The organism is Kangiella sp., assembly GCF_014762745.1.
In the GTDB taxonomy this organism is placed as follows: domain Bacteria; phylum Pseudomonadota; class Gammaproteobacteria; order Enterobacterales; family Kangiellaceae; genus Kangiella.
In genome coordinates this window covers 1-17,731 of the sequence record NZ_JABURJ010000104.1, presented here as the reverse complement: position 1 = coordinate 17,731, position 17,731 = coordinate 1, and the positions used below count along the sequence as shown (strand labels likewise).

General features: G+C 42.9%; 14 protein-coding genes. All 14 read right to left on the bottom strand.

The genetic code is table 11. From position 1 onward, the window contains the following. Positions 1–10 precede the first annotated feature (10 nt). Positions 11–1,369 (bottom strand): TolC family protein, encoded by a 1,359-nt coding sequence (locus HUJ19_RS08140; protein WP_290623271.1) that lies wholly within the window; start codon positions 1,367–1,369, stop codon positions 11–13. Between the two features lie 11 nt (positions 1,370–1,380). Next, complete coding sequence (locus tag HUJ19_RS08135; RefSeq protein WP_188459696.1) at positions 1,381–1,881, bottom strand: DUF411 domain-containing protein; 501 nt, start codon at positions 1,879–1,881, stop codon at positions 1,381–1,383. Positions 1,882–4,102: 2,221 nt separating this feature from the next. Then, positions 4,103–4,705: a cytochrome c gene (locus tag HUJ19_RS08130; RefSeq protein ID WP_106646679.1), complete on the bottom strand. Its 603-nt coding sequence runs from the start codon at positions 4,703–4,705 to the stop codon at positions 4,103–4,105. 12 nt (positions 4,706–4,717) lie between these two features. Continuing rightward, the gene (locus HUJ19_RS08125; RefSeq protein WP_106646678.1) at positions 4,718–5,968 is read right to left on the bottom strand and encodes a hypothetical protein; all 1,251 of its coding nucleotides are present in this window, start codon (positions 5,966–5,968) and stop codon (positions 4,718–4,720) included. A 713-nt stretch (positions 5,969–6,681) separates the two neighbouring features. After that, the gene (locus HUJ19_RS08120; protein ID WP_290623267.1) at positions 6,682–7,020 is read right to left on the bottom strand and encodes a DUF6488 family protein; all 339 of its coding nucleotides are present in this window, start codon (positions 7,018–7,020) and stop codon (positions 6,682–6,684) included. A 12-nt stretch (positions 7,021–7,032) separates the two neighbouring features. After that, positions 7,033–7,566 carry a hypothetical protein gene (locus tag HUJ19_RS08115; protein WP_106646676.1) on the bottom strand — a complete coding sequence of 178 codons (534 nt, stop codon included), beginning with the start codon at positions 7,564–7,566 and terminating at the stop codon, positions 7,033–7,035. A gap of 15 nt (positions 7,567–7,581) precedes the next feature. Then, positions 7,582–8,277, bottom strand: coding sequence for a HupE/UreJ family protein (locus HUJ19_RS08110; protein ID WP_106646675.1), 696 nt, complete (start codon positions 8,275–8,277; stop codon positions 7,582–7,584). Then, entirely contained in the window at positions 8,270–11,398 is a 3,129-nt protein-coding gene (locus HUJ19_RS08105) for a CusA/CzcA family heavy metal efflux RND transporter (RefSeq protein WP_106646674.1), read from the bottom strand. The genes HUJ19_RS08110 and HUJ19_RS08105 overlap by 8 nt, the downstream gene beginning before the upstream one ends. Positions 11,399–11,407: 9 nt before the next feature. After that, a complete protein-coding gene (locus tag HUJ19_RS08100) occupies positions 11,408–12,643 on the bottom strand; it encodes an efflux RND transporter periplasmic adaptor subunit (protein WP_290623262.1) in 1,236 nt (411 codons plus the stop codon). A gap of 2 nt (positions 12,644–12,645) precedes the next feature. Continuing rightward, a complete protein-coding gene (locus HUJ19_RS08095) occupies positions 12,646–13,968 on the bottom strand; it encodes a TolC family protein (protein ID WP_290623260.1) in 1,323 nt (440 codons plus the stop codon). A gap of 12 nt (positions 13,969–13,980) precedes the next feature. After that, positions 13,981–14,943: a M56 family metallopeptidase gene (locus HUJ19_RS08090; protein ID WP_106646671.1), complete on the bottom strand. Its 963-nt coding sequence runs from the start codon at positions 14,941–14,943 to the stop codon at positions 13,981–13,983. Between the two features lie 8 nt (positions 14,944–14,951). Then, positions 14,952–15,329, bottom strand: a complete 378-nt coding sequence (locus HUJ19_RS08085) for a BlaI/MecI/CopY family transcriptional regulator (protein ID WP_106646670.1) — start codon at positions 15,327–15,329, stop codon at positions 14,952–14,954. Positions 15,330–15,541: 212 nt separating this feature from the next. Further along, positions 15,542–16,603 carry a DUF2231 domain-containing protein gene (locus HUJ19_RS08080; protein WP_106646669.1) on the bottom strand — a complete coding sequence of 354 codons (1,062 nt, stop codon included), beginning with the start codon at positions 16,601–16,603 and terminating at the stop codon, positions 15,542–15,544. A gap of 94 nt (positions 16,604–16,697) precedes the next feature. Beyond that, complete coding sequence (locus HUJ19_RS08075; RefSeq protein WP_290623255.1) at positions 16,698–17,606, bottom strand: LysR family transcriptional regulator; 909 nt, start codon at positions 17,604–17,606, stop codon at positions 16,698–16,700. Between the last annotated feature and the right edge of the window lie 125 nt (positions 17,607–17,731).

Below are 17,731 nucleotides of genomic sequence, written 5' to 3'. Positions count from 1 at the left end.
GGTCATTCCTTCAGTCGGTTGCCGTTTGTTGCAGGGGACTGCTTTGCGGCAAGAGATAGTTCAATTCAGCAATGGCTTTGAGTCGGTCGACATTGATGGTCAGGAAATCGATTTTGGCGTTTAGCTCGGCAATGCGGGCTCGCACCGCTTCAGCAAAGTCACCATCGTCGTTGTTATAGGCAGTCAGGGAGGCTTCAGCCTGTTCCGCCATTTGCGGCAGTAGCTGCTGATCGTAGAGTGCGCGGCGCTCATTCAGGCGCTGTATTTGCACGAGTATTGTGTCCAGTTGCGCCATCAGTTTTCGCGCCATCAGTAACTTGTCCGTCCGCACTTCCTCGACTCGGGAGGTAGCTGCACCGACGTCCTTATCTTGCCGATTGCCTGTAAAAATCGGCAGATCAAATGTGACGCCAACCGAGAACAAATCGGCGCGGTCACGGCCCATGGGGTCATCATCCCGATAGCCGTACTGGGCGGTGATCCCCCACTCGGGCTTGTACTTTTGCTTGGCCAATTCAACCCTGGTCTGCATGGCCTCGATACGCCGGTCAAAAGCCAATAACAGGGGATGCCGATTGATCTGTTCATAGAGCCAGCGATCATTGTGCGTTTGACCCATGTCTAAGCTCGGCTCCTCACCCAATTTACTGGATAAGGTCTGAGTCAACGGCAGACTGGCCTGCCCACCAATCCACTCGGAGAGGCTCTGCTGGGCAGATTCCAGTTGTTGTCGCAACACGGTCAAGCGATCATCCAGCCTAGTGAGCTCCAGTTGTGCCCGGATAATATCCTGCTGGCGGGCGCGGCCCAGTGCGGAGGAATAGCTAGCTTTGGTGGCATCCACCAGATGTTCAAACAGTGAGCGATCCTGTTCAATCAAACGGATACTTTCCTGCGCCCGGTATGCGTCCAGCCATAACTGAGTAACTGTCACTGTCACTTTGTCCTGACGGTCCTGTCTGAGTAAAGGTTCCTGGGCCGCCAACTCCTGCTTCTGGCGGCTCGTTAACGCCAGACTATCTCCGCGTGGAAACATCTGACTAACACCCACAGTCAGCTGTGTCATAGGCTCCTGATTAATATCGAAACTATCGGTCGGGAAGTTAGCCGCCATCAGACTGACCTTGGGATCAGGCAGGGTTGAGGCGGAAATGGATTCATTGGTCAGTGCTTCCTCCCGGGAGTGACTGCCTTTTAACCAGGGGTCGGAGGCAATCGCCTTCGCAATTGCCGACTCCAAAGTCAAGGTATTGGACTTGCTTTCAGCAAGCTGTATTTGAGTAAATTGTTCTTGGGCAACTTTTTCCTGGGCAAAAGCAGGAACCCCCACCAACAAAAACAATAATAAAAAATGCCGTTGAATGTTCATCGTGATACGTCCTACTGCTGATCGCGGCTGTTCACTGAAGCAAACACTTCTGCCGAACCATCATTTTTAAGCAACCACACTTGGTAAGGCATAAATTTGTTGCCCATTTCCATCCCGGGGCTGCCCACAGGCATGCCCGGCACGCTCAGGCCAATGGAACCCTCCGATGGATTTTCCAGAAACTGCTGAACGAAGTGTGCGGGGATATGACCTTCGAACACATAGCCGTCACTCGTCACCGCCGTATGGCAGGACTGGTATTTGGGTGCAATGCCATGATCGGCTTTAATGCGATTCAAATCTGCCGGGTGGTGAATTTTGGCCTCAAAGCCGGCGTCTTCCATGTGCTGGACCCATTGCTGGCAGCACTGACAGGTGCGACTTTTATAAACATCCAGTGTGGCAATTGATGCGGTTTTAGCGGCATGTTCTTCGCCTTCCGAACAAGCGGCGAGGAACAACAGAGAAACAATCAGCGCAATATGGCGCAGATAATCAGGTAAAGGTTTCATGGTGACTCCTAATCACGAGACGCGATGAGCGCATTCAGTGGTGCTCATGCGTTTAAAATAAATGTGTTGGGAGTTTTGCTGACTCCCGCTTAAAAAATAGTCAGAAGCCCGAATTTTAGGCGTACCGACCCTATGTCAGCGTGAAATGGGGGGACGGAATAGCGAGGTAATGTTCTGAGTAAGGAGGGAAACCGAATATTCTGCATTAAGTGTTTGAGAAAATTGAACGGAAAACGGAGACTGTGTGCTTACACCCGCTACACTTGCAGAAATACAGTTCATCTGGGAGCAATCATTCTGATTGCAACAGCCACTCGCACCAGCATTCTCAGCTCCGGCGTGGACCAGATGATCCATATGCGCAATATCCGTTGTTTCTACCATTGCAGGAGCGGTGGAATGATGATTCATCTGTTCGCAGGGCAATTTCACAACAGCAAACCACTGGCTGGTAAAAGCCAGTAACGCGAAAATTGCTATGTAAAGTCCCAATTTGTTAAATCGCATAAAATAATTATACCGCTAATTACATCAGGTTATTCTGCTTTGCTTGGATCTTCAATTCTTTGATCAACGTTGAGATTAATTAATGAGTTTAGCATTTCATCATCTCTAAGTTGTAAAACTTGATCGTGCGAAATGTTGAAGACTAAACTCTAGTAGTAATATTATCAAGCTATAATCCTGACAGATAAATGACGCTTAAATTACAATATCGTCATTAACATAACTTATGTTCATGTTATACCCAAAGGGTTCACAGTGGTACCGCATAAAGATTGTCACCAAAAATCCACCGTGTGATATCCGTTGTAAAACAGAACACCCATTTTGAAGCGGTCTCCAGCCACTGATTGAAAATGTTTCAGTCCGGTAAAATATCTTACGCTAAACGTTGCTACTGCCTTGATCTCAACGGTAAAACAGTCACCAGTGGCGTTCTAGATGATCACATCAACCTCCACCTTACCCTTGTCCCAGTAACGGCAGCAGTTCAACTACTCCACGATCCGAACGAACTGTTTGCGTTATTCGTTGTAGACAAAAGATTCCAACATTAAACCTAAATCACCTGGCTGCTTAAGCAGGCGTTACCAGGTCAGGCCACGAACCGCACGTGTAAGTTATGGCTCAAAGGCGCTTCCTGGTTCAGCAGTTTGACTAGAAAACTAGAGCTATGCGTCTGAAACTAACAGTCTGAAAGTTTTATCAGTCGTACCGAGTCCATTCGGACTGGCCAGTGAAAATAATAGCCCGGGCAAGAACAAGGAATTGTCGAGACCTGTCAGAACAAATCGTCCAATCGTCCGCGGCTCGTCCACAGCCTGCTTGATAGAGACGAACAGCTCTGGCAGGCGTTGAACCTCGTCGAGTGCAATGCGTTTTGGCAGCAAATTGCAAATAAATCCGACGGGATCAGCTTGGACGGTCTCGAACTTAGCCTAGTCGTCCAACGTGATGTATTCCATGTCTTCAACGCAATTTCCTCGATAAGCCCCTTAACTAGGGTGGTTTTACCCACCTGACTAGGCCCCATCACTAAGACTGCTGGATTTTGCTCTGAGCCTCTTAGACATCAATTTCAGAAAATCGTCGGTACATGAATGGTTCTCGTCTAATAAAGTAATTAATTAACGTCCAATTGTTATTGTAATAGCGTCTAATTAATATAATCCGCGCCATGCGGCTAAAGAAAGTCAAATACACTCATAAAACATCGTTATCGAAATTGCTCACGAGACTGGACTCAAGGGTTCCCAATGACTGCTAAAAGACGTAACCAGAACCACGCATTGATGCTGTCAACAAAGGAAAATTGAGTTAATGGACCTCATCTACCAGATAGCCTATCCACGGATAAAATCGGATATAACCCAAGAGTAGTTGAAGGGGTCTATACGCCGCCCCAAAGAGAAACGATTTGCACTGCGCCACTATAAACTGTCGAGTGCATCACTTTGAGGTTAATGGTTCAGATGAAGACCACTCAACGATTAGATCAATTCGTTAGCCTAGGTGAAATTCCAAAGGTGAGCATCGCTAACATCAAAAATCAATGCCGTTTACGGGAAACACTCAAGGATCTACAATCCTATTACTCATCGGGTGCAAAAGTCAGTAAGCCATAGGCACCTACACGAGAAAGAATAAGGCTCAGAAAAGATAAAATGAGCAAAGTGCCCAGCTGACACAGGGCACTTTAGGCATAAAATTTAAAACACTATTTACCGAAGGTGGCTCGAATATAGCCAAGAACAGCTTTGACGTCGGCATCAGTCAAACTAGCGTTACCGCCACGAGGTGGCATGGCCATGGGCGAACCAGGACTCTGAAACCCGTTAATCATGTTGCTTAACAGTTCTTCATCATTTTTGTTCAATGGGCCTTTGGCGTTGGTGAAATCCGGTGTGCCAGGCAAAGCACCCTTGCCGTCGCTGCCATGACATGCGATACAAGAACTTTTGTAGACTTCTTCACCAGATAGTTTTGAGCTAATCTGATTTATAGATACGGGCTTTGATATTTCCTTTTCAGGTGGCGTGTTAGATGCTTGCAGGAAAGCAAGAATATCTCGTGCATCCTGCCCCGTTAAACCGGCTCGAATACGCATGTGATTGACAGTAGTTTCCCAGTACTCATCCGATAACTCCTTCGGATCACGCATGTTATGACACCGAGCACAATTATCCGCCCATTTTTGGGCACCCTTTACAGCATCATTGTTTGCTTTAGCATGCGTCGGTGTAATGATGCTTACAGCCAGGAACAAAGCCGCAATACTGGCAACAAAAAGATCATATTTCATACTTTTACTAATATTCATTTCACTTCTCTCCTAAAAACCGTAAGCCAATTGTAATTTCACAGTGTCCTGTTCACCTGCGATTGATGAGTCATAGTCTTTCATTTCATAATTGAACTTGGCGATAACATGGGGTGCAAACAGGTAATTCAATCCAACTGTCCGTTGAGAGTAATTTTCGCCAAAATGAGGCGTCTGCAATTCGCTGGTCCGAATAACAACTTCAAGGGGGGTCGTTGGAATTTTGTAGGCCGCCTGCAGATACCAAGCCTTCCATTCACCAACCTCAGCATCATCAAACTCAGAAGGACCTAAATAATCCTCAGGCAGGTCATCGCTGTGAAGTGCAACACCAGCACTACCTTCACCAATCTCGGTTTTGATATATTCACCTCGCAACTCTAGGTTCTTCCAGCCATAGCGAAAATCGGCACCTATAGCGTCATAATCAAACTCACCCGATGATTCAATATCAAGCTCAGGCCCATCATGTCCACCCGCAAAAGCATCCGTCACAGTGGCTTTACCTTTAGCTGCAGAAATCCCAATTTCGAGACCGGAAAATGGCAAAAACCCAAACCGGCCACCAAATGATTTCTTCCCATCAGGGTCATTGGTACGGCCTTCGGTTTCTACTTCCTCTATAGCGAGTTCGTAATCCCCTTCATGCTGCTCTACTACAGCGGCGAGAGTGGGCCCATTTCCAATATAGAAAGCATAATTGGCACGCATCTCACCTACAGGAAAACCGCCACGCAATTGCAAACCCGTCTCACTTAGTGGAGCGGCTCCACCATGGCCAAAACCGGCAGGCGCCGATACTGCCTTATTGATCCAGCTAGGGTGCAAATTTTGGCGAAATTGTCCAATTGGGCTTAAAAATTTACCCGCGACAAGCGCAACAGAGTCGTTTAGAAACAGGTCAACAGAGGCATATTCCAATGCCAACTCAGTTCCACCATCAGCAGTATTTGACAGCTCAAATTCTGTCTCGAACATCAACCAGTCTTGATAAGTATAATGTATGATAGGGGCTACCATTACTTTGTTAAAAGCACCGACACCAGAATCCGAGTCCGCGTACTCGACCGATCCATAACCTGCCATGTGAAATGACGAATCTGTATTCCTTGTGGCCGCCGCGTTTTCCAATCGTTCAACTTGCTTTTGAAGTGCATCGACCTGCTCCCTGAGATTGTCGTCTTCATTGTCAGCATAAGCAGCAACTGGCAGTATTGCAGCCGTTAGTGCCATAAGATGCACTTTAAGTTTTGCTTTCTTCATGGGATTTCCCCTTAGTTGATTATCAATATCTACAAGAGTGATTCGGATCACAGACCAGAAATGTTCTTTAGTTATGATAACGAGACGAAGATGACACAAGGCTTACGCAAATATTGCAGGACTGTAATGTTGATGCGTTTAGACTGATCTAGATCAACTCATTCGCAATAACTGATTAAGATCAGGAACGAAGAGACATTATTTCGTTCTTTAGGTTCATGTCTGGTAACGCCACTCTTGCTGACAAGAGTAATTTTCTGATGTATCTATTGAAATAGAGAAAGAACTTGAGATCTTTACCAGAATCAGCTAAGTGTACTGTATGGGACGCCAGAAAAAAAATTCGATATGTATAAAAACCAAATTATCAAATAGTGAACCAGCCCCCACAAAGCCTCATTCCTAAACCGCCCCATCTATATATAAAAGCTCATAAGTGCCCCTTCAGAATAACAAAATCCGCCACAATTGTTTTTGTTTTATGATCGTTGCTGTCTGTAAATTAATTTTTTACACACTTTCGTGGACAGTAATTTTGTGTAGTGAAAATAGAATTTTTGTATTAAATCACTCTAATTGTTGACGACAATTGGTGCACTAATAATTTTAAATCGTTGCAGTAATATCGAACTTTTTTAATTATTCATAATAATGGGATATACAGTATTTAAAGAAGTTTATAGGTAGCAAGGATACGCCACCTCACTCAATCATCAGGATGGTTTCGATTCCGTTGCGGCTACAGCTTGTCCACTCTTTGTAACTTGTATGTAGATGGTTTCTGATGTCTCTGGGTGTTTTACTTCAAGCAAAAAGTTACCACCAATGATGTCGATAAGTGTGACATTTTCATGACTGATACTTTTCCATTGGTCTCCAAGTTTTCCTACGTCGAAGCCAAAGTCTTTAAACGTCATCTTTTTCACCGTTGTAGCAGCTACCAATACAGCTTCTTGATCACTAATGATGCCATGACCACCGCCATGGGCTGAAACTTGCGCGCTGCCCGTGATAATTACTAATGCTGCTAAAATGCTAATAAGTTGTTTCATGATTACTCCAATTTACTGTTTTAAACCGATAACTTCGAATTCACCTTCGACAATTAATTGAATTGCCACATCCTGGTCCGAGTTATTCTTCCAGTACCAACCGTGCGAACCTGCAAAAGGCGCTGTGAATGAACCTTTCATTTCGGCATTGGTCGCTATAACGTAACTTTCAAAATAACCCGTGGTGTCACCTTCAGGCTCACCATGAAGATCAAAATAAAGTGATTGACCATCAGTCATCCACTCATATTTAAGCTTTGAGTACTTTTCCATATCAAACTTGTACTCAATTCCCCTACCCGCAGGCACTGTGACCTCAATAACTTTGCTTTGAGCATTTGTATCACTGCTTTGCTCAGTCATAGTTTCTGAATTTTCTTCAGTTTGGCTTTGTGATAAGACTGTTAAGCCGAGTTTTTCTCCTATACCCGTTGGATCGATATTGTATTCCGATGGTAGGATTATTGTTACCAGCGCAATTGCTGAAATAACTAAAGCGATAATTGTCGCTTTGAGTAAACTTTTATTACTAACTGTTGGTTGCATAAGATGTCTCTTTAATTAATTTAAATAGTAACCAGTAAGCTGGTAGCCCATTAACATAAATCCAGCACTCATCAATAGTGTATTGGTGGCTATAGAAAAACGTTCATAAGAAGGCAGTTTTCTCCAAGCGTTCATCACCAGAAGGATTATGCCAAGTGCTGCGAACTGCCCTATTTCTACACCAATATTAAAACCAATGATGTTGCTTAATAAACCATCTTCAGGTAATTGGAATTCCTGTAATTTGGTAGCAAGACCAAAACCATGGAATAAACCAAATATTAGTACTGCTAATTGAGTATTTGGCTGTTTTCCAAATAACCGTTTAAAGCCTCCGAGATTATCAAAGCCTTTATAAACCACCGATAAGCCGATAATGGCATCTATGATGTATGGGTTAACATTGATTTCGTTCAATACTCCATAAAGTAAGGTGATGCTGTGGCCAATAGTGAACATCGTGACGTACAGCAGGACATCCTTGCTTTTGTATAAGAAGAAAATGACACCGACCAGGAACAACAAATGGTCATATCCAGTGACCATGTGCTTAGCACCTATATAAAGGAAAGGGATGAACTGCACTCCGGTATTGTTTTCCAGAAAACTACGAGTGCTGTCATTGACACCATGAGCAAATGCATCAATTGATCCAAAGGCTAATATAGCCACAAATATCTTCAAGAATAGAAAGATAAATTTTTTATTCACTGTTTTGCACCTTAATTGGAGTAACGTCTTTGTGTAGTAATTTATAGAGTGCGGGTATTACAAATAGTGTTAAAAGTGTGGATGAAATAATACCACCGATAACGACTGTCGCTAAAGGTCGCTGTACTTCTGAGCCAATTCCAGTATTAAGAGCCATTGGAATAAAGCCCAGAGATGCAACGAGTGCTGTAGTCAATACAGGCCTTAGGCGAGTAAGAGCTCCTTGAAAAATTGCCTGGTCTATTGTTAGACGATCTTTGATTAGCTCTCTGATGAACGAAACCATTACCAGTCCGTTTAATATTGCTATACCCGACAAAGCAATAAAACCGACGGCCGCTGAAATAGAAAATGGAATATCACGAAGCATTAAGGCCGCGACCCCACCAGTTAATGCAAGCGGTACGCCAGAAAAGATAATAAGTGCATCTTTTATAGAACCAAGGGCAAGGATCAGTAAGCCAATAATCATCAGCAGTGTTAATGGCACAACAAGGCTAAGTCGATCTGATGCAGACTGAAGTTTCTGATAAGTACCACCATATTCAATCCAGTACCCAGCAGGAATTTCAACGTCCTTAGTAATAGCCGATTGAATATCTGCAACAAATGAACCTAAATCTCTTCCTCTGACATTGGCGGTGACAACTACCCTTCTCTTGCCATTCTCACGATTAACCTGATTTGCACCAACAACCTTTTTTACAGTTGCTAACTCCTGCAAAGGCAGTACTGTTTTATGATTAATCTGAATAGATAATCGATTCAGGTTATCCATATTAGAACGGCTTTCTTCATTAAGTCGAACCACTATATCTGAACGAATATCACCTTCATAAAACTTACCTGCTACGGTACCACGCATTGCGGTAGCGATTTGTTGTTGAAGCAGTGATTTAGTAATTCCATATTGAGCAAGCTTCCCTGTATCAGGCTCAATTACCAACATAGGAAGTCCAGTAATCTGCTCTACCTGCAAATCGGCAATTCCCTCAACCGAGCCAATTGCCCCTTCAATTTCATCGCCGATTTCAGCCAGTTTCTCTAGGTCGTCACCAAAGACTTTAATCGCAAGTTCTGCTCTTACACCGGCCAACAACTCATTAAAACGCATCTGAATTGGTTGCAAGAATTCGTAACGATTGCCCGGTATCTGGTTAACAAGATCTGATAACTCCTGAACGATCTGAGCTTTTGGTTTATCGGGGTCTGGCCACTCATCGCGAGGTTTCAAGATAATAAAATTATCCGCTACACTCGGTGGAACAGCATCGGTCGCCACATCGGCAGTACCAATTTTCGCAAATACTCTTTCAACTTCAGGCATTTCTTTAATTTTTTCTTCAAGACTTTCTTGCAGCGCAATGGCCTGACTTAATGAGGTACCAGGAATTCGTAATGCATGCATGGCAATATCGCCTTCGTCAAGATTAGGTACAAACTCACTACCCAGTCTTGTCGCCTGGTAACCACTAATTACAACCAGCAGTGCGGCAACAGATAACACTATCCAACGAGCTTTTATGACCCAGCCAAGCGCAGGCTGATAAAGCTTAGAGGCGGCCTGCATAATGTAATTACGCTTTTCTTTTACAGGTTTCTTAAATAATAGTGCTGTAGCAGCTGGTACAAAGGTTATCGATAACAGCATAGCACTTAGCAATGCAATAACCACGGTGATGGCCATTGGATGGAACATCTTCCCTTCAACACCTTCCAATGCAAATATTGGAAGATAAACCGCTGTGATAATGAAAACTCCGAACATTGCCGGGCGGATGACTTCTCTTGTTGCATTGAAAACGATATCAAGACGTTCGCGCAAAGGTAACTGTCCCTGTTGGTGACTATTTTGGCTAAGTCGCCGTAAACAGTTTTCAACAATAATAATGGCGCCATCTACCAACAAACCAAAATCTAAAGCACCAAGACTCATCAGGTTTGCACTGACTCTGGTCTGTACCATTCCGGTAATCGTCATCAGCATTGCAAATGGAATAACCAGAGCAGTTAAAAATGCAGCTCTAATATTTCCCAGCAACAAGAACAAAATAACGATAACGAGCAACGCACCTTCGGTGAGGTTTGTCGTTACCGTTGTAAGTGTCTCATCGACTAACTTAGTTCTATCGTATACTGCAGTTGCAACAACACCATCAGGAAGAGTTTGATTGATTTCTTTCAGTTTTTGACCAACAGCATGTGCAACGGTACGGCTATTCTCACCAATCAGCATGAACACCGTGCTCATAACAACTTCACGGCCATTTTGAGTTGCTGCACCGGTCCTTAATCCGTGCCCTTCTGTTACTGTTGCAACATCCGATACTCTGACACTTGAGCCATTTTTAGTGCTGACCGGAATTGACTCAATTGCCTCCAGTGAATCTACCTGCCCTGGCACTCTAATGAGCCACTGAGCACCACTATTCTCGATAAATCCGGCACCCTGATTGGCGTTATTTTGCTGAATCGCCGAAATAACATCGCTTTGAGTAAGGCTAAAAGACAGCAATTTTTTTGGTTCGAAAGCAACCAGTATTTCTCGCTCATAACCACCAATGGGATTAACTTCAACAACGCCAGGGACTCGCATAAGTTGTGGGCGAATGATCCAATCATGAACCGTTCTTAAGTCCATAGGAGTGATTGGCTCGCCAGAGTCATTAACAGCACCTGGCTCAGCATCAACGGTGAACATAAAGATCTCACCCAGGCCGGTAGCAATAGGACCTAGCTGTGGTTCAACACCTGGTGGCAACTCAGATTTTGCAGAAAGAAGGCGTTCATTAACCAACTGCCTTGCAAAATAGACATCGGTTTCGTCGTTAAAAATAGCAATTACTTGTGACAAGCCGTATCGTGAAACCGAACGCGTATTAGTCAAACCCGGTAGTCCGGCTAAAGCTGTTTCAAGTGGGTATGTTACTCGCTGCTCTACCTCAAGAGGCGTGTAACCAGCTGCTTCTGTATTGATCATGACCTGTACATTAGTAATATCAGGTACTGCATCAATTGGCAGCTTTTTAAAGTTCCATAAACCGAGTCCAGCTAAAGCAAGAACCCCGAGTAATATTAAAAAGTTTCGCTGTATCGAAAAGCGTAAAATTTTATCCAGCATTACTCACTCCTAATGGTCGTGTGATGCGCCGGATTTTTCGATATCGGCTTTGATAATGAAACTATTTTCCGTGACGTACTCTGTGCCAGGCTCTAGCCCACCCAGAACTTCAATCCACTCAGCATCCTGTTCGCCAAGTTCAAGCATTCTAACTTCGTACTGCTCCCCTACTTTCGCATAAACTACTGTAAAGTCTCTAAATGCCTGTAAACCAGTACGTTTTACGGCTAGTTGAACTTCTAGTGTATTAACTTCGATTTGAGCAGTTACAAACTGTCCTTCGCTTAATCCCAGTTCGGTATTGTCAACTTTGACTCGATATACTTTGGCTTGATCGGATCGAGTTTGAGGGAGGCTACTGTCAATAACTGATTTGATCGGAGTGCTCAAACTATTAACACTTAACTCAACCGGTGCATTCAACTTTACTTTTGTCCGATCAGATGGGAAAACCGCTAACTCTGCTATGAGACTGTCAGTAGCAGTTACTTCAATCAATGTCTGCTCATTAGCTTGCTCGCCTTCGCTTGCAAATAGGCCTGTAACCACTCCTGAAAGTGGTGAACGGATAGAGTAAGGACTTAGACTCTCGTTACTTTCAATGGTCAATAAAGTTTGTCCTTTTTCAACACGGGCACCAAGTTCTACGTGAACCTTGCGCACCTCGCCATCGAATCGAGCTTTTAGTTGCCTTTGTGCTCCCGGTGGCCATTTTAACACTCCATATACTTCAATAGTCTGGTGCAATGTTGCAGGGCCAGCGATTTCAGTTTCTATCCCCATTGCATCGGCGACTTTGTCAGCAATCTGAGTTCTTCCCTCAAAATTTTCATACTCCCAACGATACGATTGGCCTTGATGCTTTGCTGAAACCGTAACTAAAAATGAGTGTGGTTCATAAATGACCATATCGCCTCTTAGGTAGTCATTTTCAGGTTTGAAATTGATATCATCCACGACACCGCCTAAGCGTGTAAGTTTGACGTTTAAATCTATTGATTCAGGTGCTAAAGTTTCGCCATCTTTTGTGGCCCATACGCGAAACTCAGGAGGAACTCCCGTTTCAAATATTGAAAGCTCAATTGCAAAACCATCTTGGCGTAACATGCGTCCATTATGAGGCCCTTTTTCTACAACCACTTCTTTTTCAGCAGCCCCAGAAAATGCAAAGGTTTCTGTAGAAAAACAAACCGAAGCCAAAAATAACAAGCCGACTAATATCGATTGATAGGTAAGTTTGTGCATAATTAGTTCTCTATGGTTTCTAATGTAGTGCCAGTCAGACGCTGCAATTCAATATTTTTCAGGTGTAGCATTTTGTAGGCATTGATTAATTCTAAATGAGCGACTAAATAATCCTGATGAATATTGAACCATTGAAGATAGCTTGTGCGCCCTATTTGATAAGCTTTATTAACCTCTTCTTTAGCTTCTTTTAAAAGAGGGATTATTTGTTGCTGATTGACGTTAATGACATGCTTGCTGTGTTCAATTTCTTGTAATAAGACATAAAGCTGAGTGTAAAGCTCTCGCCTTAGGACCTCAGACTCAACTTCATAAATAGATCGCTCAGCTCGCAAAGACTGGATTTTTCCGGCATTGCTGCCACTGCTGCCAAGAGGCACAGAAAAACCAGCAACGATACCTACGTCACTGGTTCTTTCGTAACGTCGTAGGCCTGTAGAAAATTCCCATCTTGGCTCAGCTTCTATACGCGCCAATTCAATTTGTGACTCCAGGACTCGGCTTTTATTAGCAAATGCTAGCAGTCGAGGATGTTCTTTGAGTTTGGCCATAGATTCATTCAGATTATCTATAGCAGGTATTGAAAATAAGTTTCCTTTGGGAGTCATCAACTTAGCTTCTTCACCAAGATTATTCATGAAACGTCTCTGTGTGGCTTTCAACTCATGCTCCAAATCTTCAATCATCAGTTCAGAGCGAGCAACATTCGCTTTCATCTGTATGGTATCGATAGTTGAGCCTTTGCCCCTTTTATTCAGACTGACAATGGACTCATAAGCTTCCTGGGTCTGCTGTAGATTTAGGCGTGCCAGTTTGATTTGCTCTTGAAGTGCTATGTGCTCAACAAAAGTTTTGGCCGTATCAGAAGATAAATCTAATGCTTTAATTTCACGTTCAAAACTAAGCTGTGAAGAGGCTTCCCTCGAAGCTTTAATTCGACTATCAACCAGGTCCCCATCAAGTATCCAGCTTATACCGATGGTAGTCTGAGCAGCATCAAACCCGCTGTAATCACCAGAGCCAAATGCATCTTCAATAGTCACATCGAGCTGTGGCTTTTGGCTCACACCTGCCTGTTTGGTAAGAGCATCAAATTTTTGCTTTTGGTAACGATAGCGGGCCATCTCAGGATGATTATCTAAAGTTACTTGTATAGCTTCTGATAGACCGATCTGATGGCCGACATTTGAAGTTTCTGCTACTGCATTGATACTAAAAAGAGTTAAAAGTGCCGTGAGAAGCATTGTGATATTGAACTTAGTTTTTACTGAAAACCGATTGGCAATCGGTTTGCCAGGCCTGTTCAATGAATTATTAAACGACATAAGTAACCTTAATTAATGGTTGAATAAAGATTCTACGAGGTGATGAGAGGCATCAATTGCGGAAAGCGTTACCAGCATCATTAAAATGATACCGATAATACTCATGCCTTTAGGTAAAACAGTTAGAGCATTAGGTGCAATTAACTGCTCAACACGTAAGCTGATATGCTCACTACCGAAGTGGCAGAAACTTAACTGTGATTTATGCATTTTTTGAAGTCTTGCGACCTTCACCAATGTTGATGCAACATCTACAGCTTTATATGACTTAGAGACTTCCTGATCCGCAATTTGCTCAAGTGCCAAGATATAATTTTGTTTGATCTGAAGTCGTATTTTACTCGGGTAGAAAATAGTCAACAAATTAAAAAGATACTTTGATAAAGCGTCTTTAAAGTCTATGTGTGCCTTCTCATGCTTCAACACAATATTAAGCTCATTTGAGGACAGTTGTTGCTTTAAGCCAATTGTTAAATAACACTTTGGTTTGATAATTCCAGCGACAAATGCAGCGGGACTTTTACTGTCTAATAAAAAGTAGTTTAAATCGTTACAACGTCTACCGGTATGTACACCACTCAATAGATTCAGACTTTTGATGTCAGAGCGCTGACTACGCCACTGTCTGACAGCCAGAAACAGCTTCCATAAAAAATACAGTATAAAACTAACCAGCAAAAAACCATGCCAACTATTGAAGTTAAAAACATAAGCATGGTGCCAATGAGCAATATTATTTAGGATTTCGTGTGAACCTGTAATTGAGAGGTAGAAAAATGCAGTTACAACCAAGCTAAGAATAAAAGGAGATACTACCCATGATAGTAGTAGGTTTTTTCTAGACTGCGGACATAGAGCCATTAGCTTTTTTTTAATTAATAGCCAGCCTATCGATTGAAGCGCGTGAGCTATAAAAAGCCCCATCAAACCGATGCTTGCTAAATTAAAGACTAAGGCCCAGTCACCTATTATCATATAACTCGTTAGCCCCTGGCCTGTCTTTGTTTTTGTATGAGCTGTTCAAGCTCTTCAAGTTGCGAGTCATCGAGATCTGATGATATGGATGAAAATGCGGCGATAAGACTATTTTCACCAGCACGAACAAAGTCACTGGTGACATTATCAATTAACTTTGCAATCAGGTGCTCTCTATCAAGTTTAGCCTTGTAGTAATAGGCTAAACCCTTCTTTTTGCGAGAAAGCAGACCTTTCTTGTAAAGGCGATCAAGAGTGCTCTGAATGGTATTCAAGGTTCCCCCACCACGTTGATTAGACAAAACAACGTGTACCTGCTTCGCATCTGAATCAGGATATTCCCATAAATACTGTAATACTTGCTTTTCGAGCTCGCCTAGAACCATTTTAAGTACTGGTAAAAAAAAGGTTAAGCGATAATTACATGCATAAAACCGATTGTCAATCGGTTTTACAAATAAGCTTATCTCTACACTAAATTTTAATTAAGCGTGACGAACACTACTTCAATTGAGTTTATGAAATAAGTATTGGAATAACTAATCAATAAAAAAGCCCCATTTTAGGGGCTTTCTAGTATATAGACTTAAGGAACTGCTTAGTGCTCATGCGGCTCGTCATGAGAGTGAGTCGCCTCTTCTTCCTTGTCAGTAGGCTCTTTTACTTTAGGCTCTTTGTAATCTCTTGATGATGAATGTGTATGCACCACTTTCCACTGTTCGTTTACTTTGCGGAACAGGAATGTCTGGTAGCCTGATTTATCAAACTCATAGCCCGTTTTGTTGACCTTACCTTTGACTCGTGTGTCAGCAACAGCCCAGGCAAAGTTATTTTCAAAATGGATTTCAATATTTGAGAACTCCAGAGATAAATATTCTAAGGCATCTTTTTCAGGCTCTACATGGTGAGTGACAAGATCATCAAGTCCTTCGTTTTGACCACCAGACTCAACATAGCGTGCCCCCTCAAAATCCAGGAAGTGCTTACGGAATGGAGTACCGTCGCCATTTTCCCAGCCGTATTTAATATCTGCGATAATTGATTTAATAGCAGCGGTGTCATTGTCATCAGCACTGCGTTCATTATGATGGCCATCTGAACTATCATGGTCATGAGCACTTTCTTTTGTGTCAATAGTGCCCTGTGAATCTGCATGCTGCTCATCTTGATCACCATGTCCCTCACCATCAGCGTGTTCATGGTCATGCCCTTCCCCACTTACTTCAGGCAATGACATGACACCAAGGCCATGACGATAAACAAGCTCCCCGCCTTTCATTGCGGTTACTGACACAAGTATTAGAGCAGCAACAAAGAAAATCCCAGCCAAATTTTGCTTTAACTTTGGGACAATGAAGTACAAAGCTGCACCAATGATAAACACAATACTGGTGGCTATTGCCCAGTTTCTGTGGTCAGTCATGGCCAGGTGTGAGGGTGTGTCATGGGCCACACTGTAATAGGCCTGCAAACCGGTGGCTACAGTCGCTAAAACAGCAATAGCACTGAGAACAACCAACCACTTTTGAGTACTTATAAGTGCTGATGAAGCCTTAGAAGAGAATAACCAAATAAACAGCTGTAGAAAACCAGCAATGACTAGGAGTGAAACAGTAAAGTGAACAAATATTGGATGCCAATTTGGTATTATTTCAAACATATTACTCCCCGATTAAATATTGAAGTTATATAATTATTGAACAGTCTTTGATACTAGCATTAAAACAGCTTTTAGGTTCTTAATCGATATTAAATCAAAAATCATCCCAATAGGGTCTGTCTCCAAAGAAAGATTGCAAATGGTCGATAAAACTTCGAACTTTTGCGGAGAGATATTTGCGGTGTGGATATACTGCGTATAATCCGAGCGGATCCTGCTTATACTGTGTAAGAATCGGCTTTAATTTCCCTTGAGCAATATAGGGGCCCACTATAAAAGTAGGTTGCAAGACAATTCCTGCTCCTGCAACGGCAGCCTTGGTCAGAACCTCACCATTGTTAGCTACGATGCTGCCTTTCTGTTTATTGAGGATTAGCCCTTTATTCTTAGTGGACACCAGCGCGGGTAAATCCTCATTTCGATAACTGTAATGCAGGTATCTGTGCCCTTGTAGATCTTCTAAGCTTTGCGGCTCTCCATGTTTTGCCAGATAATCAGGTGATGCACACATCATCAGGTTAATTGGCGAAATCTTTCGTGCTATTAGCGACGAACTCTCTAATTGACCAATGCGAATGGCTAAATCAAATCCCTCTTCTACAATATCAACTTTTCTGTCGTTCAGTTGAAGATCAATGGTAACCGCCTGGTATTGCTGCTGAAAATCTGCCAGTGGTTTTCCCAAATGCAAAGTAGAGAATGACATTGGCGCGCTGATTCTCAGTCGACCCTTTGGCTCATCGCCCTGCTCTTTTATCGAGCCCTCAAGCGCATCAATATCCGATAGAATTTGCTGCGCTCTTTCCAGGTAAGCCAGTCCAGCCTCGGTTACAGTTACGCTGCGCGTGGTTCTTTGTAAAAGACGTACCTTAAGTTCAGATTCCAGTTGCGATACATATTTACTGATAAGCTGGGTTGAAGCTCCCAATTTTTCAGCCGCAGATGTAAAAGAGCCCTGTTGTGCTACTGCTATAAAGGCCTGCATTAAATCAAGTTTATCCATACCACCTCAATTTTATAAACATATTGTTGATAATAACTCAACAAATATAGCATTTATCGTCATTATTTATAAGAGTAATATGGATTCGTCAACTTAATCAGGTCTTTTGGAGAGTAATTATGAAA